The organism is Plantibacter cousiniae (nom. nud.) (assembly GCF_977070315.1).
On the sequence record NZ_CDRVEU010000002.1, the window covers coordinates 593,762 to 614,697 of the forward strand.

Sequence of the window (20,936 nt, forward strand, 5' to 3'; positions counted from 1 at the left end):
CTGCCGTTGGGTTTTACAGCAGGGAGCAGCACCGCAAAAAACACTTGCACCGAAAGTATTACGGTATACCATCAGACAACAATAACTCATCACGCCGGTGCAGGCGCCAGGATTTAAGCGGGGTAAGTGTCATGAAGTTTTCGTTGTTCGTGCACATGGAGCGCTGGGATGAAAGTGTCAGTCATCGCCAGCTGTTCGAGGACCTGACCGAGCTGACGCTGATGGCCGAGCAAGGCGGCTTCAGCACAGTCTGGATAGGCGAACACCACGCGATGGAATACACCATCTCGCCAAGCCCGATGCCGTTGCTGGCGTATCTGGCGGCCAGGACCACACAGATTCATCTGGGCGCCGGCACCATCATTGCGCCGTTCTGGCACCCATTGCGGGTCGCGGGTGAATGCGCGCTGCTGGATGTGATCAGTAACGGGCGTATGGAAGTCGGCCTGGCACGCGGCGCCTATCAAGTGGAGTTCGACCGCATGGCCGGTGGCATGCCGGCCTCCGAAGGCGGCAAGGCGTTGCGTGAAATGGTCCCGGTGGTACGTGCGCTGTGGCAGGGTGACTACGCCCACGACGGCGATATCTGGAAATTCCCGACCTCGACTTCCGTGCCCAAGCCGATCAACACGCCGCCGATGTGGATCGCTGCGCGCGACCCTGACTCGCACAATTTCGCCGTGCAGAACGGCTGTAACGTGATGGTCACCCCGTTGATGAAGGGTGACGAAGAAGTTGTCGACCTGAAGAACAAGTTCGCAGCCGCGCTGGCCAACAATCCCGACGTGCCCCGCCCGCAATTGATGGTACTGCGCCACACGCATGTGCATGCCGCAGACGATCCTGAAGGCTGGAAAGTGGGCGCCACTGCCATCGCGAAGTTCTACCGCACTTTCGACGCATGGTTCGGCAATAAACAGACGCCGGTCAACGGTTTTCTGGCCCCCAGCCCGGAAGAGAAGTTCAAGGAACGTCCGGAATTCGAGCTGGAGAATATCCGCAAGAACACCATGATCGGTACTCCTGAGGAGATCATTCCGCGCATTCGTCATTATCAAGAGTTAGGTGTCGACGAGTTCAGCTTCTGGTGCGACAACAGCCTGCCGCACGCCGAGAAGAAAAAGTCGCTTGAGCTGTTCATCAAGCACGTGGTGCCGGTGTTTCGTTGAGCTGAGCGCGCGGTCTCCAGGCTGTATTGATTATCGTCCCCACGCTCTGCGCTCAACGTTATGCGCAAATCCAACTGCTTATCGTGCCAATGCTCCGCGTTGGCATGCAGTTCGTGACGCTCTGCGTCACACAGCGGTCTTTCTTTGTCAGGTGGATTGGTGGTCGACTCAGGTCACCTTTTCTCCCCTCGGCGACCTGCTTTGATGGGCCAAAGCAGGCAAAACACGCAGCTCCGTTTCCGGCCCGACTTCGTCGGGTTCCCTTGCCCTGACACTGATCCGACAGCCTTCTCAATGGTTGTAGGCCCGCTCGTTATGCTCAGCCAGATCCAGGCCCATTTCCTCCACTGACTCATGCGCGCGCAGGCCGATCAGTGCCTGCACGGCCTTGAGGATGATCCAGCTGACCGCGAAGCAGTAGACCGTGGTGAACAGCACGCCTTTGATCTGGGCAATCACTTGGGCGCCCATGCTGACATCGGGCACCAGACCGCCCAGTGAGGGCACGCAGAACACGCCGGTCAGTAGTGCACCGATCATGCCGCCGATGCCGTGCAGGCCGAAGACGTCGAGGCTGTCGTCATAGCCCAGGCGTTTCTTCAGCACAGTCACGCTCAGGTAGCAGAACACTCCGCACAGCACGCCGATGGCCAGTGCTCCGCCGACTCCGACGTAGGCACACGCCGGGGTGATGCCGACCAGGCCCGCCAATGCGCCGCTTGCCAGACCCAGGGCGCTGGGCTTGCCGACCTTGAACCACTCGGTGAACATCCAGCCGAGTATCCCGGCGCACGCCCCCACTTGCGTGTTGAGCATGACGATGCCGGAGGTGCCGTTCAGGCCGCCACCGGAACCGATGTTGAAACCGAACCAGCCGACCCAGAGCATCGCCGCGCCGGCCATGGTCAGGCTAAGGTTGTGCGCCGGCATCGGGGCGTTCTGATAACCCTTGCGCTTGCCCAGTACCAGGCATGCCGCCAGTGCGGCGACACCGGCGTTGATGTGCACTGCGGTGCCGCCGGCGAAGTCCAGCACGCCCCAGTTGTGCATCAAGGCGCCTGCGCCACCCCAGACCATATGCGCGACAGGCGCATACACCAGGGTGAACCACAGAGCCATGAACAGCAACGCCGCAGAGAACTTCATGCGTTCGGCGAAGGCCCCGGCAATCAGCGCCGGAGTGATGATCGCAAAGGTCATCTGAAAGGTCACGAATACCCCTTCAGGGATGTCGCCGACCAGGCTGTCGGGCGTCATGCCGGCCAGAAACGCACGACTCAGACCGCCCACGAAACTATTGAAACTCACTTGCCCTTCGACCATGTTGCTGGTGTCCACCACCATGCTGTAGCCATAGATGACCCATAGCACGCCTACCACTCCGGCAATGCCGAAACACTGGGTGAACAGCGAGAGCATGTTCTTGGCCCGTACCAGCCCACCGTAAAACAGTGCCAGCCCCGGAAGGCACATGAACAGCACCAGCACGGCTGCGGTGACCATCCAGGCCGTGCTGCCGGTGTTCAGTACGGGGGCGTCAGCTGCCTGCGCAATCGGAGCAAAGGCGCCGAGCGCGAGTAAAGCTGTAAGGGATTTGCCGTGTAGACGATTGACCATGTTCAAAGCTCCCGCAAATGAATGGAAAGTGTCTGGCAGCAAAGAGGTTCATTGGGACAGGCGAGGCTCTTCGGCCTCTTGTGGGTCAAGTTCTCGTTGCGCGAATGGCGTTATATATAAGTCCGATGAGCCCGAAAGCGGGGCTTAACCACCAAGGTTCTCGTTGCCACGCTCCGCGTGGTAATGCATTTCGTGACGCTCCGCGTCACACAGTTCTGCGACTCAGTGAGATTCAGGCTCGACTTGAGTCACCTTTTCGCCCCTCGGCGACCTACTTTGATGGGGCCGAAGTAGGCAAATCCCTTCGCTCCTGTTTCCGGCCCGACTTCGTCGGGTTCCTTCCCTGTCACTGATCCGGGGGGCGCCGCAACGGGCCATCCATGGCCCAAGGTGTGTAAAAACGTCACGAGCGAAGGCAAGACAAGGCAAAAACAGGCGAAAACGGCCGGGGTCGCGACCGACTCTGGGTGTTCTAAATGAGCATTTTTCGCCTGTTTTTAACGCAGTATTGCCAAGCGCAGTCGTTTTTACACAGCCTGGGCCCGGTGCGGCTAGCCCGGCGTCATGCCAGGCTACCCCCGGATCAGCGCCAGGACTCAGCCGTCACTTACGTCGCACTCTGCGTCGTCTGTGCCATCGTGATCGAAAAGCACGTTATGGCGTCAGTCGGTGCCATCGTGATCGAAAAGCACGTTATGGCGTCAGTCGGTGCCATCGCGGTCGAAAAGCCCGTTATGGCGTCAGTACCCAGAGCCAGACCCCGGAATCCACGATGTCCCGGCCAGGGGCACTCGGGCCATGGCGGCTGATTCGACGGTCAGTGCCACCAGATCTTCCGGGTCGAGGTTGTGCAGGTGTGATTTACCGCACGCGCGGGCCATGGTCTGGGCTTCGAGGACGAGTACGCGCAGGTAGTTGGCCAGACGCCGACCGCCTTCGACCGGGTCGAGACGTTTGGACAGTTCCGGGTCCTGGGTGGTGATGCCCGCCGGGTCGCGGCCGTTCTGCCAGTCGTCGTAGTAACCCGCTGCCGAGCCGATCTTTCTCAGTTCTTCGTCGAGCCGCGGATGGTTGTCGCCCAGCGCTATCAGCGCCGCCGTGCCGATCGCCACTGCGTCGGCACCCAGCGCCATGGCCTTGGCCACGTCGGCGCCGTTGCGGATGCCGCCGGAGACGATCAACTGCACCTTGCGATGCATGCCCATCTCCTGCAGCGCCTGCACGGCTTGCGGGATGGCAGGCAGAATCGGGATGCCGACGTGTTCGATGAACACTTCCTGAGTCGCTGCCGTACCGCCCTGCATGCCGTCGAGCACGATCACGTCGGCGCCGGCTTTCACGGCCAGTTTCACGTCGTAGCAGGGACGACTGGCACCGATCTTCACGTAGATCGGCTTTTCCCAGTCGGTGATCTCGCGAATCTCGGCAATCTTGATCGCCAGATCGTCCGGGCCGGTCCAGTCCGGGTGACGGCATGCCGAGCGCTGATCGACGCCGACCGGTAAGGTACGCATGCCGGCCACACGCTCGGTGACTTTCATGCCCAGCAACATGCCACCGCCGCCCGGTTTGGCGCCCTGCCCCAGCACGATCTCGATGGCGTCGGCCTTGCGCAGATCGTCCGGGTTCATGCCATAACGCGATGGCAGGTACTGATAGACCAGATGCTGCGACTGGCCACGCTCTTCCGGGGTCATGCCGCCGTCGCCGGTGGTGGTGCTGGTTCCCGCGATGGTTGCGCCACGGCCCAGTGCTTCCTTGGCGTTGGCCGACAACGCGCCGAAGCTCATGCCTGCAATGGTTACCGGAATTTTCAGGTACAACGGCTTCTTGGCAAAACGATTGCCGAGCACCACGTCGGTCCCGCACTTCTCGCGGTAGCCTTCCAGCGGGTAGCGCGACACGCTGGCGCCGAGCAGCAACAGGTCGTCGAAGTGCGGCAGCTTGCGCTTGGTGCCGCCACCGCGAATGTCGTAGATGCCGGTTTCCGCAGCGCGCTGGATTTCCTGAATGGTCAGGCGATCGAAGGTGGCCGATTCGCGCAGGACTGGAGCAGGTTTGTGGCTGATGGGATCGCTCATGGTAATGCTCCTGAATCAGTACGCGGAGGCGTTATCGACTTTGAAGTTGTAAAGCTGACGGGCCGAGCCGTAGCGTTTGAAATCCGCTGCCTTCTCGTTAAAGCCAGCGCGATTGAGCAACTCCTGCAGCTCCTGCAGATGCTCTTCACGCATCTCCTTGGCGATGCAGTCAGAGCCCAGTGACTCGACCTTGCCTTTGACGTAGATCCGCGTTTCATACAACGAGTCGCCCAGCGCATCACCGGCGTCGCCACAGACCACCAGCCGACCGGCCTGGCCCATGAAGCAGCTCATGTGGCCGATGCTGCCGCCGACCACAATGTCGATGCCTTTCATGGAAATACCGCAACGCGCTCCGGCATCGCCTTCAATCACCAGCAAGCCGCCATGTGCCGTCGCACCGGCCGCCTGCGAGGCGCTGCCCTTGACCCGCACAGCGCCGGACATCATGTTTTCCGCGCAGCCGACGCCGACGTTGCCGTGCACGGTGATCGACGCTTTCTGGTTCATCCCCGCGCAGTAGTAACCCGCGTGGCCCTGGATATCGATGGAGATGGCTTCGTTGACGCCGACCGCCAGGTTGTGTGCGCCATCGGGATGCGTGACCAGCCATTCGCGGTCCTGCAATTCCTTGACCTGGTCGTGCAGGGCCTGATTGAGATCACGCACGGTGGCGCTGGAAAGATCGACGGTTTTCATGGACGTGCTCCCTCGGCTGGCTCGCGTTCCCAGATGTACATGGTGGCCGGGACCGGTTCCCAGACCCTGGCGTTTTCGATCCCCGGCAGGCTGGACAGCGCCTGATATTCCGAAGCCATGGCGACGTAGTCATCGGTTTCGGCAAGGATCGCCGGTTTGCAGGCGATCGGGTCGCGAATCACCGCAAAGCCATTGCGTGTGCCGATGGCGAAGGTAAAGAAGCCATCAAGGTCTTCGAGCGACTTGTCGAGCGCCTGTTTCAGGCTGTCGCCCTGTTGCAGACGCCAGGCCAGATACCCCGCCGCCACTTCGGTGTCGTTGTCGGTCTCGAAGTGAATGCCTTCGCGGCGCAGGTTCTGGCGCAGACGATAGTGATTGGACAACGAGCCGTTGTGCACCAGGCATAGGTCGGAGCCCGTGGAAAATGGATGACTGCCCTCCATGGTCACGGCGCTTTCGGTGGCCATGCGCGTGTGGCCGATGATGTGACTGCCTTTCATGGACGCCAGACCGAAGCGTTCGGAAATCTCCCGCGGCAGGCCCATGCCCTTGAGGATCTCGATGCTCTGCCCGGCACTCATGATGCGCACGCTCGGTGCCAGTTCCGCCAGCGCGGCACGCACCGGGGCTTCTTCGGCCTGAATCTTCAAGACCACGGCGCTGGCGTTCTGAAACCAGTCCAGAGGCGCGCTCAACCTGTCTTGCAGCGCCGCGATCAACGCCGTGAAATCATACTGTTCGGTGGTGGCCTGCAAGGTCAGCTTGACCCAGCCCTGCGCCACTTCATCGCCATAGATGGCGAACCCGGCACTGTCCGGTCCGCGGTCGGTCATGGCTTCGAGCATCGGCTCGAACAACTTGCCGAGTTGCGACTCCAGCGCCGGGTTTTTCAGATACAAACCAACGATTCCGCACATAAGCCTCACCTTGTTCGGGAGCGGCAAGCTTCACGCTGCAAGCCAACCGCATAGACAGAAAAATCAAATTCGCCGCAATCCAGCTTCTTCTTGCAGCCTGAAGCCTGAAACGTGCAGCTAGAAAAACTCGATATAGCGCTTCACTTCCCAATCGCTCACGTGGCGGCTGTATTCCACCCACTCCATGCGCTTGAGGCGGATGAATTCATCGACAATCTCGCTGCCCAGCACTTCGCCAAACAACGGATCGGCCTGCAATGCATCGCAGGCTTCGTTGAGCGACTGCGGCAGGGTCTTGATGCCCCGTGCGGCAATCTCTTCGAGGCTCAATGTGTAGAGGTTCTCGTTGCAGACGTGATCGATCTCCAGTTGCCGGACGATGCCGTCCAGCCCTGCGGCAATGATTGCGGCACTGACCAGATACGGATTGCACCCGGCGTCGGGCAGACGAAACTCCAGGCGGCCATAGGGCACGCGTACCATCGCCGAGCGGTTGTTGGCACCAAAGGCAATGAAAGCCGGGGCCCAGGTGGCGCCCGAAAGTGAGTTGCCGACCACCAGGCGTTTGTAGGAGTTGACCGTGGGCGCGGCAAAGGCACACAGCGCAGGCCCATGAGCCAGCAAGCCCGCAGCGAAGTGATAGGCCAGCTTCGACAACCCCATGCCACTCGGGTCACTGGCATCGTGGAACAGGTTCTTGTTGCTGGCACTGGCGATCGACAGGTGAAAGTGCATGCCATTGCCGGCACGCTTAGGGTCGGGCTTGGGCATGAACGAGCAGATCATGCCCATATCATTGGCGATCTCTCCGGCGGCCATGCGGAAGAAGGTGAAACGGTCAGCCGACTCCATGGCCTCGCTGTAGGTGTAATTGATCTCGAACTGGCCGTTGGCATCTTCATGATCGATCTGATAGATGTCGAAACCCACCGGCTGCAGTGCCTCGGTCAAGCGCTCAAGAAACTCGCGAGAGCGCGACAGCCCCTTATAGTCGTAGCAGGGCTTGTCGAGGTTATCGCTGGCATCGACCATCTGCAGGCTGCCGGTGACATCGCGCTTGAACAGGCTGAACTCGGGCTTCAGGCCGGTATTGAGGGTCCAGCCACGCTGACTGAGGCGTTCGACCTGCCGCTGCAGCACGTAGCGGCTGTCATAGGGCCAGGGTTTGCCATCCACATGGCCGATGCACACCACACGTCCATAGCCCGGCTGCCACGGCACGGGTGTCAGCGACGACAGATCGCCCTTGGCCATGAAGTCTGGCCCGTGAGGCTCCATGCCCATGCCGCAGATCGCGAAACCGGCAAAACCGGCGCCGTCCTCTGCAACCATTTCCAGACCTGTCACAGGAACGGATTTGGTCTTGGCCGAACCATGAATGTCGACGAACTGAGCCAGTACGTACTTGATGCCGTGCTGTTCGATCAGACGCTGTGTTTCGGGTGGCAACATGGGACGTGTCTCCTGGCAAAAGCAAAACGTTTCAGGGAAGGACCGCTGTTCACTGCCTCTCGGGATATATTCCGAACAGGAAAGTTAATTTCCCTTTAGGAATGCAAGGCGCTTGCCAGTTTGGTATGCCAGTTAAACGAAGTGACTCGGGAGGGGTAATTCGGCTGTTTGTATGGGAAACTCGTTTTCCCTCTGGGAATAATCTGCGACTCGGCCAGACCAAGGCTGCTTCAAAACGCACATTCCCAGTGCGAAATAAAAATTATTGAACGGAAACTGTGCAAAGCCGATGAATATGCCGACCGACCCTCATCCGAAATTGAAGCTCGAGCAGTACCTGGGCATTCAGATCAAGCGTCAGCGCCAGGCTCAGGAACTGAAGCTCGCCGACGTGGCGCGCATCGCCGGCATCAGCCAGGGCATGCTGAGCAAGATCGAGAACGCGCAGGTCTCGACCAGCCTCGACAACCTCAGCCGCCTGTGCGACGTGCTGGGCATGCCCATGTCCAAACTGTTCAGCCAGTACGACCAGCAAGGCAGCAGTGCCTTGCTGGTGAAGGCCGATGAAGGACTCGAAGTGGTGAGGCGCGGCACCGAGAAAGGCCACACCTATCACCTGCTCAACCATACCCGTGGGCCGAAGAAGAGTTTCGAGGCGTACATGGTGACGATGGACGATGCCAGCGAAGAGTTTCCGACCTTTTCACACCCAGGTACGGAGTTTCTGCACCTGCTGGAAGGCGAGCTGATCTACCGCCACGGCAACCAGTTGTATCCGATGCAGGCCGGTGACAGCCTGACCTTCGACGGCGACATCCCCCATGGCCCCGAGCAACTGGTGCAGGTGCCGATCAAACTGCTGTCGATCATGAATTACGGGGCGCACGGAGATTGACGCCAGGCGAGACGCGGTATGCCAGCAGGCGTACCGCTGTTGCGGGGACTAGAAGTATTTCAGCCAGCTGATATCCCGACGACGGGCCTTGAGCGCGGCGAACCAGCGCACCGCCGGGAACACCAGAACGGCCAGTACCACCGAGGTCAGCCAGACTCCCCACATGTGGTCGAAACCGAAGTACGTGCCCTGATTGGTGCCCCAGATCGCCAAGGCAATCAGGTACAGGACTTTCAGCACGTAAAGGTGCAGCAGATAGAAAAACATCGGCGCCGAACCGAGCACCACCAGCGGCCTCAACCCGCTTTTCTCCTGACTGCGTTCGAAGGCGATGAGTATCAGCAGACCAATCCCCAGCGTCAGGCAGATGAACAGCAGCGAGGGCGGGTATTTGGTGATGTTGAAGAAGCTCATGACCGTCTGTATGCCGCTGTCGCCGACGCTCCACGGTTTTTCACCGTAGCCGTTGATCAGGCGCAGGACCACGAAGCCCAGCAGTGCCCCTGCCCCACACTTCCACAGATTCGCACGGCGTTTCGCCGCGTCGTAGCTGCTTGAGAACCAGGGGCCTGCGGCGTAGCCCAGTGCGATGATGCCGATCCACGGCAACAACGGATAAGACGTGCGCAAGCGCAGGTTATCGGAAGCCTCGATCCAGCCACGGTCGTGCAGGACCGCCCACGGCACGTGCATGGCCGACTCGACACCGAAATGCACCGTGTCCAGCAGGTTATGCCCGGCAATGATCACCACACCGATGACCACCAGCGCCCAGCGCGGCAGAAACACCATCAACGACAGCGCGACCATGCTCAGGCCGATGGCCCAGATCACTTGCAGGTAGATGATGGTTGGCGGGAACTGGAAGGTCCAGGCAAAGCTCACCAGCGTGAATTCCAGCGCAATCAGAAACAGTCCGCGCTTGAGCAGGAACGCCGAAACGTCGCTTTTGCCCTGATGTTTCTCGCCGTAGAGAAACGCCGAAAGCCCGGTCAGCAGGACGAACAGTGGCGCACACAAATGCGCCAGCGTCCGGCTGAAAAACAGCTCCGGCGCGGTGGTCGTGACGTCCATCGGGTCGATGACCTGGTGGTGCATGAAGAACGTTTCGCGGACATGGTCCAGCAACATGAAAAGAATGATCAGCCCGCGCAGAGCATCGATCGAGCGCAGCCGTGATGCGGGTGCCCGGGTTGAGTGAACAGGTGTTGTCATGAAAGATCCAGATCCGTGGGCGGAAGTGCAATGAGTCAAGGGTGTCCTGGGTCAGAACTCGTTCTGAAGCGCCTTGTAGCCGCGCACCAGATCAATGTTGGTGTGCGCCACATCTTCGGAAAATTCCGAAGCCGAAATGCTCACCGGTGGAAATTGCGAAAGGTCAGTACCCGGCCCGATCCGGGTGGTGGACGGCACGTAAAAGTGCTCCGGCAAATCGCGACCGTCGACCACCGAGTTGTGCCTGACCACGCTGCCGTTGCCGACCTGGCAATTGAACAACACGCTATTGAAACCGATGAACACGCGATCTCCGACCATGCAAGGTCCGTGCACGATGGAGCGGTGGGCAATCGAGGTGAACTCGCCGATGGTGACAGCAGCACCTGATTTCGAATGGATTACCACGCCGTCCTGAATGTTGGAATTGGCCCCGATGACGATCGGCTCCATGTCCCCGGTGGCATCGACTTCATCGGCGCGGATCACGGCGTAGGGGCCGACAAATACGTTGTCCTTGATGATCACCTTGCCGCAGATGATCGCGGTTTGATCGATGTAGGCGGACTCGGCAATGACCGGCAGATGGCCGGAAGGATTTTTACGGATCACGGAATGAAACCTCAGGACAGGTAGTTGGAAGTCTGGGCAGCGGCATCGTGCGGATGCAGGCTTTCGAAGTGGCGGACACTGACGCTGGAAGCTGCATAGCGGCCTTCAAGTGCTTGCTGGACCTTGCGCGCAGCGTCTTCGACGTACATCAGGTTCTGGCCGTTGAGCCGCGCGAAGGCCTGCTCATCGGCACGCTTGACCGCGGTTTGCACCGGGGTGCCCAACGCCTGTTCGACAAGATCGATCAGCGTCATCAGGCCCAGCTCGGTCGCCTGGTCCGCCACCCGCACCTGCACCGTCGCAACGCTGCGCTGGCTGTGCGGCGTGGCAAACGATGCGTTCTCGCGCAGCCAGCTCGCGACCTGCATCGGATCGACAAACGACTGCCTGCCGAAGCGCGCTGCGAATGCCTCTTCCAGCAATTGGCGAGACAATGCAGCCGAGCACGGGCAGGTGGAGGAGTAGGTGATATCCACCGAACTGTCGAGGCACAGCCGACCGGCATGCCAGGTGGCATCGAGCTTCACGGGGTAGGATTTCCAGCCGCTGAGCCCTTCGGTAATCAACGCCGGGCGGCGGCACAGCAGATTGAAGCTCAGCGTCAGTCGGGCATGACTGGAGTGGCAATCGAGGTGGCTCTCGACCATGGCTTCCAGCAAGGCCGACAACGTATAGGGGCTGACGATCTGATGCTCGGCGTAGCCGTCGAGCAGCCGATAGAGTCGCGACATGTGGATACCCTTGACGCTCGGGTCGGCCAGATCGACCTGCAGATCGACATGCGCGTGAACAGGATGACGGATGCCCGCTTCAGCCAGTCTGATCGGCACTTCCACACCTTGCATGCCGACCCAGTCGAGTGAAACCAGCGCCGGGGAAATTTCCGTCAGGGCAACATCCGGGAGAGGTTTGTTCATGTGCGTCGTTCGTCTCGTTGGCGAACTTCACCACGCGGGCGAAGCCTGATGTTGGCGGTTCACAGCCGTACAGTGCACGGCCATAAATTCGTTACACTATAACATCATGATCGTTAACTTCATCACCCAAACGTTACTCACCCCGCACCGCGCCCACGTAACACCGCCAGCGGCTCAGGTCTTTGCCAGCTCCTCGATCAGAAAATCCCGGAAGGCAGCGACTGCTGCGGGCAGGTTGCGCCCGGCCATGCTTTGCAACTCGATACGCCGTGCCTTCATGCCATCGTCGCTGATCGGCAGCGATTTGAGCTGTTTCTCATGGGCGCGTTTATCCAGGGTCATTTCGCTGGACAGGCTGATTCCGCCCTCCTCCCGAACAAACCGCAGCAAGGCGCCGATGTAGTTGCTGGTCAGCACCGGGTCGAACAGCAGGCCCTGCACGCCGCAGCAGATATCAAACAACTGGCGCAAGGTCGTGTCGGTATTGGTCAGGGCGATGGCGTAAGGCTGCAGTTCAGCCAGCGTAACCTCCTTGCGTGCGGCCAGCGGATGGTTATGACTGACCACCGCGCAGATCGCGCCGCTGTGGATGTGCTCGACCTTGATCTCGTTCTGCGGCGTCAGGCTGAAGGTCAGGCACAGGTCAGCGTCGCCCGAGCGCACCCGCTCGGTGGCCTGCGCCGGAGCACAGACCTCCATCGAGAAATGGATACCCTGATACTGCCGCCGAAAACGCGCAATGCACTGCGGCAGAAAATCCAGGGCAAAGCCCTCCGAGCATGCGATGCGCACATGCCCACGCTGCAAGCCTTGCAGCTCGGTGATTTCCAGCACTACCTGCTCGGCCTCAAGCTGTGATTTGCGCGCGTAGGCCGCCAGGCGAACGCCCGCCTCGCTGAGCATCATGCCGCGCGCCTGGCGCTCAAAGAGCACTGCGTCCAGCTCCCGCTCCAGTTTGCTGATCTGTCGACTGACCGCCGAAGACGCGACATTGAGGCGGATCGAGGCTTCGCTGATCGATCCGCACCGCGCCACTTCGAGGAAGTAGCGCAAGGCCGTGGACTGTACGCCGTAGAGTTGCATGACTGCTCCTGCGTTGCCTTTTCAGCAATGAAAGGTTCGAAATATTGTGCTTGTGGCATTGATACGCTTTGCCTAGAGTCATGTCGAGGCGCAACTCACCAAAAGAACCCAATCAAAAGAACACTGCGGCCTCGTTGTTTCCCCCTCTTCTCGCATTTGCGACCCACTGCCCTTTGATACATCCACTTTGCCTTTTGGAGACGACGGCATGGGAATCAAGGGTTTCGCTCGCAGCATCGCGCTATTGAGCCTGTTCAGCAGTTTCTCCGTCCTGGCCGGCAAGGCCGACGACACACTGGTCTACGCCTCCGACAGCGAACCGGAAAACATCAGCCCCTATCACAACGATTTGCGCGAAGGCGTGATCCTCGGTCGCCTGATCTGGGACAACCTGGTCTACCGCAACCCGGACAATGGCGAATACCAGCCGATGCTCGCCACCAGCTGGAAACAGGTCGACGATACGACCATCGATTTCCAGCTGCGCCAGGGCGTGAAGTTTCACAACGGCGACCCGTTCACCGCAGATGACGTGGTGTTCACCCTCAATTATGTGGTGTCTCCAGAGTCCAAGGTGGTCACGGTACAAAATGTCGACTGGATCAAGAGCGCCGAAAAGCTGGGCGACTACAGCGTTCGTCTGCACCTGAAAAAGCCTTTCCCGCCTGCGCTGGAATACCTCTCCAACGCCGTACCGATGTTCCCGAAAAAATACTTCGAAGAAGTCGGGCTGGCAGGCTTCAGCCGTAAACCGATCGGCACCGGGCCTTACAAGGTGACGGCCATCGCCACCGGCGAAGGCGTGAAAATGGACAAGAACCCGGACTACTTCAAGGACAGCCCACAGGGTCAACCGAAGATCGGTCACATCAACTTCCGGGTGATCGCCGATGCCGAAACGCGTCTGGCCGAGCTGATGACCGGCGGCGTCGACTGGACCTGGCGGGTTGCGCCGGATCAGGCGGAAAACCTCAAGGCCATGCCCAATCTGGTGGTCACCAGCGGCGCGACCATGCGTATAGGTTTTCTGATTCTGGATGCGCGCGGCACCTCCAGCGCCGATTCGCCGATGAAACACCTGAAGGTGCGCCAGGCGATCAACCACGCGATCAACCGTGACGGGCTGGCCTCGCAACTGGTCGGCGGCGAGAGCAAGCCGTTGCAGGTCGCCTGCTACCCTGGCCAGTTCGGTTGCGACACCAGCGCAGCCACGGTCTACAACTACGACCCGGCAAAGGCCAAGGCGCTGCTCGCCGAAGCCGGCTACCCGAACGGCTTTGAAACCGAAATCTTCGCCTACCGTGACCGCGATTACGTGGAGGCCATCATCGGCAACCTGCGCGCCGTGGGCATCAACGCCAAGCTGCGTTACCTGAAGTACGCTGCTCTGCGTGATCAGCAGCGTGGCGGCAAGGTACCGATGTCGTTCCAGGCGTGGGGCTCGTTCTCGATCCTCGATACCTCGGCGTCGGCCGGCACCTGGTTCAAGGGCAATCCCGACGACAACATCAAGGACCCGCAAGTCCAGGGCTGGCTGCAGACCGCCGACAACGCGCTGGACCCGCAGGTGCGCAAGGACAACTACCGCAAGGCGTTGCAACGCATCAGCGAGCAGGCCTACTGGGCGCCGTTGTTCAACTACTCGATGAACTACGCCTATGTCTCGGACCTGAACTTCAAGCCTTACCCGGACGAGTTGCCGCGCTTCGTGCTGTCGAGCTGGAAGTAAGCGCCTGACCAAGACCGTCGGCAGCCTGGCTGTGAGGCGCATGACGCGCCTTGCAGTTGGGTCAGCCACCCCGTCATTCCCTGAACACAAGGTCACTTGCCATGTTCGGATTTCTCTTGCGCCGCCTGGGCATTGCCCTGTGCGTAGCGATTACCGTGTCGGTGATCAGCTTTTCCCTGCTGCACCTGTCCGGCGATCTGGCCACTGCCATCGGCGGGCCGGAAGCCACCAGCGAGCAGATCGAACAGATCCGGGTGCAGTACGGCCTCAACAAGCCGTTGGTTACGCAGTATTTCGAATGGCTGGCCGACGTGGTGCGTCTTGATCTGGGCGACTCGTTCTTCTTCCAGGAGTCGGTTTACAACCTGATCGCCTCGCGCCTGTCGATCACCCTCGGGCTGGGCGCAATGGCCCTGAGTATTGCGCTGCTGATCGCCATCCCGCTGGGTGTGCTGGCCGCCGTGAAACGTGACACGTGGATCGATCGCCTGGCACTGAGCATCGCGGTACTGGGTCAGGCCATGCCCAGTTTCTGGTTCGCGCTGATGTTGATCGTGGTGTTTTCGGTCACCCTGAAATGGCTGCCGGTGTCGGGCAATTCGACTTGGGCGCACTTCGTGATGCCGGCCATCGCCCTCGGTTACTACGCCACGCCCGCGATTATGCGCCTGACCCGTGCGGGCATGCTCGACGTGCTCAACTCCGATTACATCCGCACCGCGCGGGCCAAGGGCCTGCGCCCCGCCACCGTGCTGTTCAAGCATGCGCTGCGCAATGCGCTGATTCCGGTGGTGGCCCTCGCCGCGGTGGAATTCGGTTTCATGCTCGGCGGCTCGGTGGTCATCGAGACGGTTTTCTCGCTGCAGGGCATTGGCCAGTTGGCCTGGGACGCGATTGCCCGTGACGACTTTCCGGTGGTGCAGGCGGTCGTGCTGTTGATCGCGGTGATCTACATCGTCCTCACCCTGCTGGCCGACGTGCTCAACGCACTGCTCGACCCGCGCATCCGCGTGAAATAGGAGGCCCCATGAGCACAACCACTTCATCGCCGCTGCTGATCAACGATTACCAGCCTCCGGCGCGCAGCGTCTGGCGCACATTACGCAGCAGCTTCGCGCATCGCGGCTTCGCCATCGGCGCAGTATTGCTGCTGATTATCCTGCTCGGCGCCCTGTTCGCGCCCTGGCTGGCCCCCTACGACCCTTATGCGCAGGACGTGATGCTGCGCATGAAACCGCCTGTCTGGATGGCCAACGGCACCTGGGACTACGTGCTGGGCACCGACAAACTGGGCCGCGATTACCTGTCGCGACTGCTCTACGGCGCACGCATCTCACTGTTCATCGGCTTCTCGGCGGCGCTGATTTCCGGCGTTATCGGCACCATCATGGGCCTGCTGGCCGGATACTTCGGCGGCAAGACCGACGCGGTGATCAGCTACCTGATCACCACCCGCCTGGCGATGCCGGTGGTGATGATCGCGCTGGCCTCCGCGTCGCTGATCGGTGGCTCGCTGAAAGTGGTGATCGTGCTGCTTGGCTGCCTGCTCTGGGACCGCTTTGCCGTGGTGGTGCGCGCTGCCGTGCAGCAGATTCGCGACGCTGAATACGTCGCCTCGGCCCAGGCCCTGGGCTGCTCGACGCTGCGCATTCTGGCCAGCGAAATCCTGCCCAATCTGGTCGGCGCGCTGATCGTTGTCGCTACCCTGGAAATGGCTCACGCGATCCTCCTCGAGTCGGCACTGTCGTTTCTCGGGGTCGGCGTGCAGCCGCCCATTCCTTCATGGGGGCTGATGATCGCCGAGGGCAAACCGTACATGTTCTTTTCCCCTTGGGTCATCGCCATTCCCGGCGTCGCCCTGATGGTGCTGGTGCTGGGCATCAATCTGGTCGGTGACGGCCTGCGCGACCTGATCCTGCCCGACGGGCGCAACTGACAGAGGAGATACGCACATGGCGCTGTTGCATGTTGAAAACCTGCGTGTCGAGATTCCTCTCGGCCAAGACACGCTCCACGCAGTGCGCGGCCTGGACTTTCAGGTCGAGCGCGGCGAAATGCTGTGCATCGTCGGCGAGTCCGGCTGCGGCAAATCCCTGACTTCGCTGGCACTCATGGACCTGCTGCCGCGCAAGGCCCGGCGTACCGCAACGACACTGAGCCTGGACGGCATCGACATGCTGACCCAGAGCGAGCGGCAGATGTGCGACCTGCGCGGCAACCGCCTGGCGATGATCTTTCAGGAGCCCATGACCTCGCTGAACCCGGCCTACAGCATCGGCGATCAGCTCAGCGAAGTGCTTACCCGACACCGCAAGGTATCCCGCAAGGAGGCCCTGCAGCGCGCCGCGCAGATGCTTGAGAAAGTCGGCATCAGCAATGCGGGCGAGCGCCTGCGTCAGTACCCGCATCAACTGTCGGGCGGCCTGCGCCAGCGGGTAATCATCGCCATGGCCCTGATGTGCGAACCGGACGTGATCATCGCCGACGAACCGACCACTGCGCTGGACGTGACCATTCAGGCACAGATCCTGCGCCTGATCCGCGACATTCAGAAGGAGCTGGGTCTGGCCGTGATCTTCATCACCCACGACCTGGGGCTGGTGGCACGTATCGCCGACCGGGTTGCGGTGATGTATGCCGGACAGATCGTCGAAACCGCCCCGGCCATCGAGTTGTTCGAGAACCCGCAACACCCCTATACCCGGGGCTTGCTGGCGAGCATACCGATCCCCGGACGCACTCAACCGGGTCAGCCGCTGGGGTCGATTCCGGGGCTGGTGCCCAGCCTGGTCGGCGAACAACACGGCTGCGCATTTCGCAATCGCTGCCCGCAAGCGATCCCCGCCTGTGCCGACGACGTCCCGCCGATCAATAGCCACAACCATATGACTCGCTGCCTGTTTGCCGCAGCGGGTGCCGAACCTGTGTTTCACCGTGAGGGCGTACCGTCATGAATACCGCCGTGAAACAGGTCCCGACTGCCAGCGTCAAGAAAGACATCGCGCTGGAGCTGTGCGATATACGCCGCGAATTCAGCATCAGCCGTGGCTTTTTCAAACCCAATGCCACGCTCAAAGCCGTCGATGGCGTGTCGCTGCGTCTGATGCGTGGCGAAACACTCGGGCTGGTCGGCGAATCGGGCTGCGGTAAAAGTACCCTGGCGAAGATGCTGCTGGGGCTGCTTGCGCCCAGCAGTGGCGACGTACTGGTCAACGGCAAGCACCTCGCCGGCACCGACCGCAAGGAGATGGCGCGGCGCATTCAGCCGATCTTTCAGGACCCCTACTCGTCACTCAACCCGCGCAAGACCCTGCGCGAGATCGTCACGCTGCCGCTGATCGTGCATGGCATCGGCACCCCGGCCGAACGTCGCCAGCGCGCCGAAGCGATGATGGACGTGGTCGGCTTGCCCAAGCGCGTGATCGACAGTTACCCGAGCCAGCTTTCCGGTGGCCAGCGCCAGCGTGTGGCGATTGCCCGGGCGCTGGTGATGCGACCGGATGTATTGATCTGCGACGAGCCGACTTCGGCGCTGGACGTTTCAGTGCAGGCACAGATTCTCAATCTGTTGCAGGACCTCAAACAGGAATTCGGCCTGACTTACCTGCTGATCAGCCATAACCTGGCCGTCATCGAACATCTGGCCGACCGCGTGGCGGTCATGTACCTGGGGCGCATCGTCGAAGAGCGCAGCCGCGAATCATTGTTCGCCCGGCCTGGCCATCCCTACACCCAGGCGTTGCTGGACTCGGTGCTGACCCCGGACCCGCACTTGGGTATTCCCGATCTGGGTTTGCACGGGGCCTTTCCCAATCCCATGTCGCCGCCGTCCGGCTGCGCCTTTCATCCGCGCTGCCCGGCCTGCATGCCCCAGTGCAAGGAAAAAGCCCCGGCCATTGGCCGCATCGAAGGCGGAACCGTTCGCTGCCACCTGCACGACACCTCAAAACCTCTGGAGCAGATGCCCTCATGAGTAGCCGTTCGCACGCCATCGAAAACGTCACTGAACAGTTCGACAACGGCGCGTTTTTCGCCCTGCTCGGCAAAAGCGTTGCCTACCCGACCCAGAGCCAGGAGGCCGAAAGCCTGCCCGAGCTGTATCGTTATCTTCATGAGTTCATCACCCCGCATGTCGAGCGTCTGGGTTTCAGCGTTACCGTGCATGACAACCCGGTCGCCGGACGCGGCCCGCTGATGATCGCCACGCGCATCGAAGCCCCTGAACTGCCAACGCTGCTTAGTTACGGCCACGGTGACGTGGTTCGCGGCTATGACGCGCAGTGGCAGACAGGCCTGTCGCCGTGGCAGGTGATCGAACGTGGCGAGCGCTGGTACGGACGTGGCACCGCCGACAACAAGGGCCAGCACCTGATCAACCTGACGGCACTGGAGCAGACCCTCAAGGCGCGCGACGGCAAGCTGGGTTTCAACGTCAAACTGCTTCTGGAAATGGGCGAGGAAGATGGCTCCCCCGGCCTGAGCGCGTTCTGCCAGGCGCACGCAGAAGAACTCGCCGCCGACATCTTCATCGCCTCCGATGGCCCGCGCCTCGCAGCGGCACGCCCTACCCTGTTTCTCGGCTCGCGCGGGGTGTTCAACTTCGAGCTGACGGTGAACCTGCGCGAAGGCGCGCACCATTCCGGCAATTGGGGCGGTCTGCTGGCCAACCCGGGGATCATTCTGGCCAATGCCATCGCGAGCATGGTCGATGAGCATGGCCGGGTGAAAGTCGCGGGGCTCATGCCCAAGGCCATCCCCGACGCGGTGAAGGCCGCATTGGCGGATATCGAGGTCGGCGGCGGCCCTGGCGATCCGGACATCGACGCCGACTGGGGCAACCCGGCGCTGTCGCTCAGCGAAAAAGTCTTCGGCTGGAACACCCTCGACGTGCTCGCCTTCAAGACCGGCAACCCGGACGCCCCGGTACACGCCATTCCCGGCAAGGCTCACGCGTTGTGTCACATTCGCTTTGTGGTCGACAGTGATTACAACGCGTTCATCCCCGCGGTGCGCGCGCACTTGGATGCCCATGGCTTCGATCGTGTCGAGGTCAGACAGACGCGCATGGACGTGATGCACGCCACGCGCCTGTCACCGGACAGCCCGTGGGTCGGCTGGGCGCTGGATTCGCTGGCCGCCACCACGGGTAAGAAACCCGCGCTGCTGCCCAATCTGGGCGGTTCGCTGCCCAATGACGTATTCGCTGAAGTGCTGGGCCTGCCGACGGTCTGGGTGCCACACTCATACCCGGCGTGCTCGCAGCATGCACCTGACGAGCACTTGCTGGCTCCGGTGGTCAAGGAGAGCCTGCAAATCATGGCCGGACTGTTCTGGGACCTGGGCACGGACGGCGCACGACTGACCCGGGAGCAGCGGGCACAGGAGCTGAGTGAATGAATGAGGCACAACTGCACGCCACCGCGTGGCTGGCCGAGCAATATGAGGCGATGGAAGCGCTGTTGCAGCGCCTGGTCGATACCGATTCCAACAGTTACGACAAGGCCGGAGTGGATGCGGTCGGCGAACTGCTCGCCGCGCAATTGCAGGCCGACGGGATCAGCGTCGAACGTATCCCGGTTGAGGGTTTCGGCGATGTGCTGCTGGCTGAATTGCCCGGTGGCCCCGGCAAACCAGTGTTGTTGCTGGGTCATCGCGACACGGTATTTCCCAAGGGCACAACCACAACACGCGGCTACACAAAAGACAGTGAGTTGGCCTACGGCCCTGGCGTGGCAGATATGAAAGGCGGACTAGTGCTCAACTGCTTTGCGCTGAAGGCCTTGAAGCGCGCAGGCCCGCTGCCGTTCCCGGTGCAGATTCTGTATACCGGCGACGAGGAAATCGGCTCCGCCAGCGCTCGCACTCACATCGAACACTACGCCCGCCAGGCGCGCGCGGTGCTTAACCCCGAACCGGGACGCGCCAGTGGCAATGTGGTCAGCGCGCGCAAAGGCGGTGCCACGCTGATTATCGAAGTCAGCGGCCGTGCGGCGCATTCCGGGGTCAATCATGCCGACGGCGCCAGTGCCATTCAGGCGCTGGCGCACAAGGTAATCAAGTTGCATGCGCTGACTGATTACGCAGCGGGCATCACCACCAATGTCGGGCTGATCTCTGGCGGCACCTCCAGCAATACGGTAGCGCCCAGCGCCACGGCGAAGCTCGATGTACGTTTTGTGGAGCTTCGGCAATGGGAGGAAATACTTGCAGCCGTGCAAGCGATCGTCGCCGAAGAGGAACTGCCCGGCACGTCAGCCAGACTGCTGGAAGCCACGACCTTCCTGCCGATGGAAGCCCGGCACAGCACTGAACTGCTGGGTATTTATCAAGGTCTTGCGCAGGAACTGGGGTTCAGCGTGGAAGGCGAATTCACCGGGGGCTGCGCCGACTCTGGCTTCACCGCCAGCCTGGGGATCCCGACCCTGTGCGGCCTCGGCCCGGTGGGCGGCAAGGTTCACACCGACCGCGAGTACCTGGAACTGAACACCCTGGTGCCTAGAGGCCAGGCGCTGGTCGGGACGATACTGGCGTTGGGGGATGTTTGAAGAGA

18 protein-coding genes are annotated in these 20,936 nt (G+C 61.1%); 9 read left to right on the top strand and 9 right to left on the bottom strand.

Annotated elements, in window-relative coordinates; translation table 11 throughout:
* The first annotated feature begins 131 nt into the window (after window positions 1–131).
* Window positions 132–1,169, top strand: a complete 1,038-nt coding sequence (locus tag ACW55A_RS06240) for an LLM class flavin-dependent oxidoreductase (protein WP_072364772.1) — start codon at window positions 132–134, stop codon at window positions 1,167–1,169.
* A 291-nt stretch (window positions 1,170–1,460) separates the two neighbouring features.
* Here ACW55A_RS06240 and ACW55A_RS06245 read toward each other — a convergent pair whose 3' ends face one another.
* From ACW55A_RS06245 to glnT, 5 genes are all read right to left on the bottom strand, one after another.
* On the bottom strand, window positions 1,461–2,786 hold the full coding sequence (locus ACW55A_RS06245) for an ammonium transporter (RefSeq protein WP_044308355.1): 1,326 nt from the start codon (window positions 2,784–2,786) through the stop codon (window positions 1,461–1,463).
* Window positions 2,787–3,526: 740 nt separating this feature from the next.
* Window positions 3,527–4,867 (bottom strand): FMN-binding glutamate synthase family protein, encoded by a 1,341-nt coding sequence (locus ACW55A_RS06250; protein WP_498810657.1) that lies wholly within the window; start codon window positions 4,865–4,867, stop codon window positions 3,527–3,529.
* Between the two features lie 15 nt (window positions 4,868–4,882).
* Window positions 4,883–5,566 (bottom strand): GltB/FmdC/FwdC-like GXGXG domain-containing protein, encoded by a 684-nt coding sequence (locus tag ACW55A_RS06255; RefSeq protein ID WP_003367221.1) that lies wholly within the window; start codon window positions 5,564–5,566, stop codon window positions 4,883–4,885.
* Window positions 5,563–6,483 carry a class II glutamine amidotransferase gene (locus ACW55A_RS06260; protein ID WP_044308354.1) on the bottom strand — a complete coding sequence of 307 codons (921 nt, stop codon included), beginning with the start codon at window positions 6,481–6,483 and terminating at the stop codon, window positions 5,563–5,565. Before ACW55A_RS06260 ends, ACW55A_RS06255 begins: the two co-directional genes overlap by 4 nt.
* Before the next feature lie 117 nt (window positions 6,484–6,600).
* A complete protein-coding gene (glnT, locus tag ACW55A_RS06265) occupies window positions 6,601–7,935 on the bottom strand; it encodes a type III glutamate--ammonia ligase (RefSeq protein ID WP_498810656.1) in 1,335 nt (444 codons plus the stop codon).
* A gap of 289 nt (window positions 7,936–8,224) precedes the next feature.
* Here glnT and ACW55A_RS06270 point away from each other — a divergent pair, with 289 nt between their 5' ends.
* A complete protein-coding gene (locus tag ACW55A_RS06270; protein ID WP_003423969.1) occupies window positions 8,225–8,830 on the top strand; it encodes a helix-turn-helix domain-containing protein in 606 nt (201 codons plus the stop codon).
* A 48-nt stretch (window positions 8,831–8,878) separates the two neighbouring features.
* On the opposite strand, the gene ACW55A_RS06275 is transcribed toward ACW55A_RS06270, so the two are convergent.
* From ACW55A_RS06275 to ACW55A_RS06290, 4 genes are all read right to left on the bottom strand, one after another.
* The gene (locus ACW55A_RS06275) at window positions 8,879–10,045 is read right to left on the bottom strand and encodes an acetyltransferase domain-containing protein (RefSeq protein WP_498810655.1); all 1,167 of its coding nucleotides are present in this window, start codon (window positions 10,043–10,045) and stop codon (window positions 8,879–8,881) included.
* A 51-nt stretch (window positions 10,046–10,096) separates the two neighbouring features.
* Window positions 10,097–10,657: a gamma carbonic anhydrase family protein gene (locus ACW55A_RS06280; RefSeq protein WP_103735535.1), complete on the bottom strand. Its 561-nt coding sequence runs from the start codon at window positions 10,655–10,657 to the stop codon at window positions 10,097–10,099.
* Window positions 10,658–10,668: 11 nt separating this feature from the next.
* Entirely contained in the window at window positions 10,669–11,574 is a 906-nt protein-coding gene (gene folE2, locus ACW55A_RS06285; RefSeq protein WP_003432907.1) for a GTP cyclohydrolase FolE2, read from the bottom strand.
* A 174-nt stretch (window positions 11,575–11,748) separates the two neighbouring features.
* A complete protein-coding gene (locus ACW55A_RS06290) occupies window positions 11,749–12,657 on the bottom strand; it encodes a LysR substrate-binding domain-containing protein (protein ID WP_003408081.1) in 909 nt (302 codons plus the stop codon).
* Between the two features lie 208 nt (window positions 12,658–12,865).
* Here ACW55A_RS06290 and ACW55A_RS06295 point away from each other — a divergent pair, with 208 nt between their 5' ends.
* From ACW55A_RS06295 to ACW55A_RS06325, 7 genes are all read left to right on the top strand, one after another.
* Window positions 12,866–14,386: an ABC transporter substrate-binding protein gene (locus ACW55A_RS06295; RefSeq protein ID WP_003367204.1), complete on the top strand. Its 1,521-nt coding sequence runs from the start codon at window positions 12,866–12,868 to the stop codon at window positions 14,384–14,386.
* Between the two features lie 101 nt (window positions 14,387–14,487).
* On the top strand, window positions 14,488–15,405 hold the full coding sequence (locus tag ACW55A_RS06300; protein ID WP_002553855.1) for an ABC transporter permease: 918 nt from the start codon (window positions 14,488–14,490) through the stop codon (window positions 15,403–15,405).
* Window positions 15,406–15,413: 8 nt separating this feature from the next.
* Window positions 15,414–16,322, top strand: a complete 909-nt coding sequence (locus ACW55A_RS06305; RefSeq protein WP_003367201.1) for an ABC transporter permease — start codon at window positions 15,414–15,416, stop codon at window positions 16,320–16,322.
* Window positions 16,323–16,338: 16 nt separating this feature from the next.
* Complete coding sequence (locus ACW55A_RS06310; RefSeq protein ID WP_004418028.1) at window positions 16,339–17,340, top strand: ABC transporter ATP-binding protein; 1,002 nt, start codon at window positions 16,339–16,341, stop codon at window positions 17,338–17,340.
* Window positions 17,337–18,359, top strand: a complete 1,023-nt coding sequence (locus tag ACW55A_RS06315; RefSeq protein WP_003367197.1) for an ABC transporter ATP-binding protein — start codon at window positions 17,337–17,339, stop codon at window positions 18,357–18,359. Before ACW55A_RS06310 ends, ACW55A_RS06315 begins: the two co-directional genes overlap by 4 nt.
* The gene (locus tag ACW55A_RS06320) at window positions 18,356–19,783 is read left to right on the top strand and encodes a M20 family metallopeptidase (RefSeq protein ID WP_044308349.1); all 1,428 of its coding nucleotides are present in this window, start codon (window positions 18,356–18,358) and stop codon (window positions 19,781–19,783) included. The genes ACW55A_RS06315 and ACW55A_RS06320 overlap by 4 nt, the downstream gene beginning before the upstream one ends.
* Window positions 19,780–20,931: a M20 family metallopeptidase gene (locus ACW55A_RS06325; RefSeq protein ID WP_054081823.1), complete on the top strand. Its 1,152-nt coding sequence runs from the start codon at window positions 19,780–19,782 to the stop codon at window positions 20,929–20,931. The genes ACW55A_RS06320 and ACW55A_RS06325 overlap by 4 nt, the downstream gene beginning before the upstream one ends.
* The last annotated feature ends 5 nt before the right edge of the window (window positions 20,932–20,936 follow it).

Bases quoted from the DNA above. Each gene is read 5' to 3' on its own strand.
- ACW55A_RS06310 (WP_004418028.1), top strand. From the start codon at position 16,339: ATGGCGCTGTTGCATGTTGAAAACCTGCGTGTCGAGATTCCTCTCGGC.
- glnT (WP_498810656.1), bottom strand. From the start codon at position 7,935: ATGTTGCCACCCGAAACACAGCGTCTGATCGAACAGCACGGCATCAAG.
- ACW55A_RS06295 (WP_003367204.1), top strand. From the start codon at position 12,866: ATGGGAATCAAGGGTTTCGCTCGCAGCATCGCGCTATTGAGCCTGTTC.
- ACW55A_RS06270 (WP_003423969.1), top strand. From the start codon at position 8,225: ATGAATATGCCGACCGACCCTCATCCGAAATTGAAGCTCGAGCAGTAC.
- ACW55A_RS06250 (WP_498810657.1), bottom strand. From the start codon at position 4,867: ATGAGCGATCCCATCAGCCACAAACCTGCTCCAGTCCTGCGCGAATCG.
- folE2 (WP_003432907.1), bottom strand. From the start codon at position 11,574: ATGAACAAACCTCTCCCGGATGTTGCCCTGACGGAAATTTCCCCGGCG.
- ACW55A_RS06275 (WP_498810655.1), bottom strand. From the start codon at position 10,045: ATGACAACACCTGTTCACTCAACCCGGGCACCCGCATCACGGCTGCGC.
- ACW55A_RS06240 (WP_072364772.1), top strand. From the start codon at position 132: ATGAAGTTTTCGTTGTTCGTGCACATGGAGCGCTGGGATGAAAGTGTC.
- ACW55A_RS06245 (WP_044308355.1), bottom strand. From the start codon at position 2,786: ATGGTCAATCGTCTACACGGCAAATCCCTTACAGCTTTACTCGCGCTC.
- ACW55A_RS06325 (WP_054081823.1), top strand. From the start codon at position 19,780: ATGAATGAGGCACAACTGCACGCCACCGCGTGGCTGGCCGAGCAATAT.
- ACW55A_RS06260 (WP_044308354.1), bottom strand. From the start codon at position 6,483: ATGTGCGGAATCGTTGGTTTGTATCTGAAAAACCCGGCGCTGGAGTCG.
- ACW55A_RS06290 (WP_003408081.1), bottom strand. From the start codon at position 12,657: ATGCAACTCTACGGCGTACAGTCCACGGCCTTGCGCTACTTCCTCGAA.
- ACW55A_RS06315 (WP_003367197.1), top strand. From the start codon at position 17,337: ATGAATACCGCCGTGAAACAGGTCCCGACTGCCAGCGTCAAGAAAGAC.
- ACW55A_RS06320 (WP_044308349.1), top strand. From the start codon at position 18,356: ATGAGTAGCCGTTCGCACGCCATCGAAAACGTCACTGAACAGTTCGAC.
- ACW55A_RS06305 (WP_003367201.1), top strand. From the start codon at position 15,414: ATGAGCACAACCACTTCATCGCCGCTGCTGATCAACGATTACCAGCCT.
- ACW55A_RS06300 (WP_002553855.1), top strand. From the start codon at position 14,488: ATGTTCGGATTTCTCTTGCGCCGCCTGGGCATTGCCCTGTGCGTAGCG.
- ACW55A_RS06255 (WP_003367221.1), bottom strand. From the start codon at position 5,566: ATGAAAACCGTCGATCTTTCCAGCGCCACCGTGCGTGATCTCAATCAG.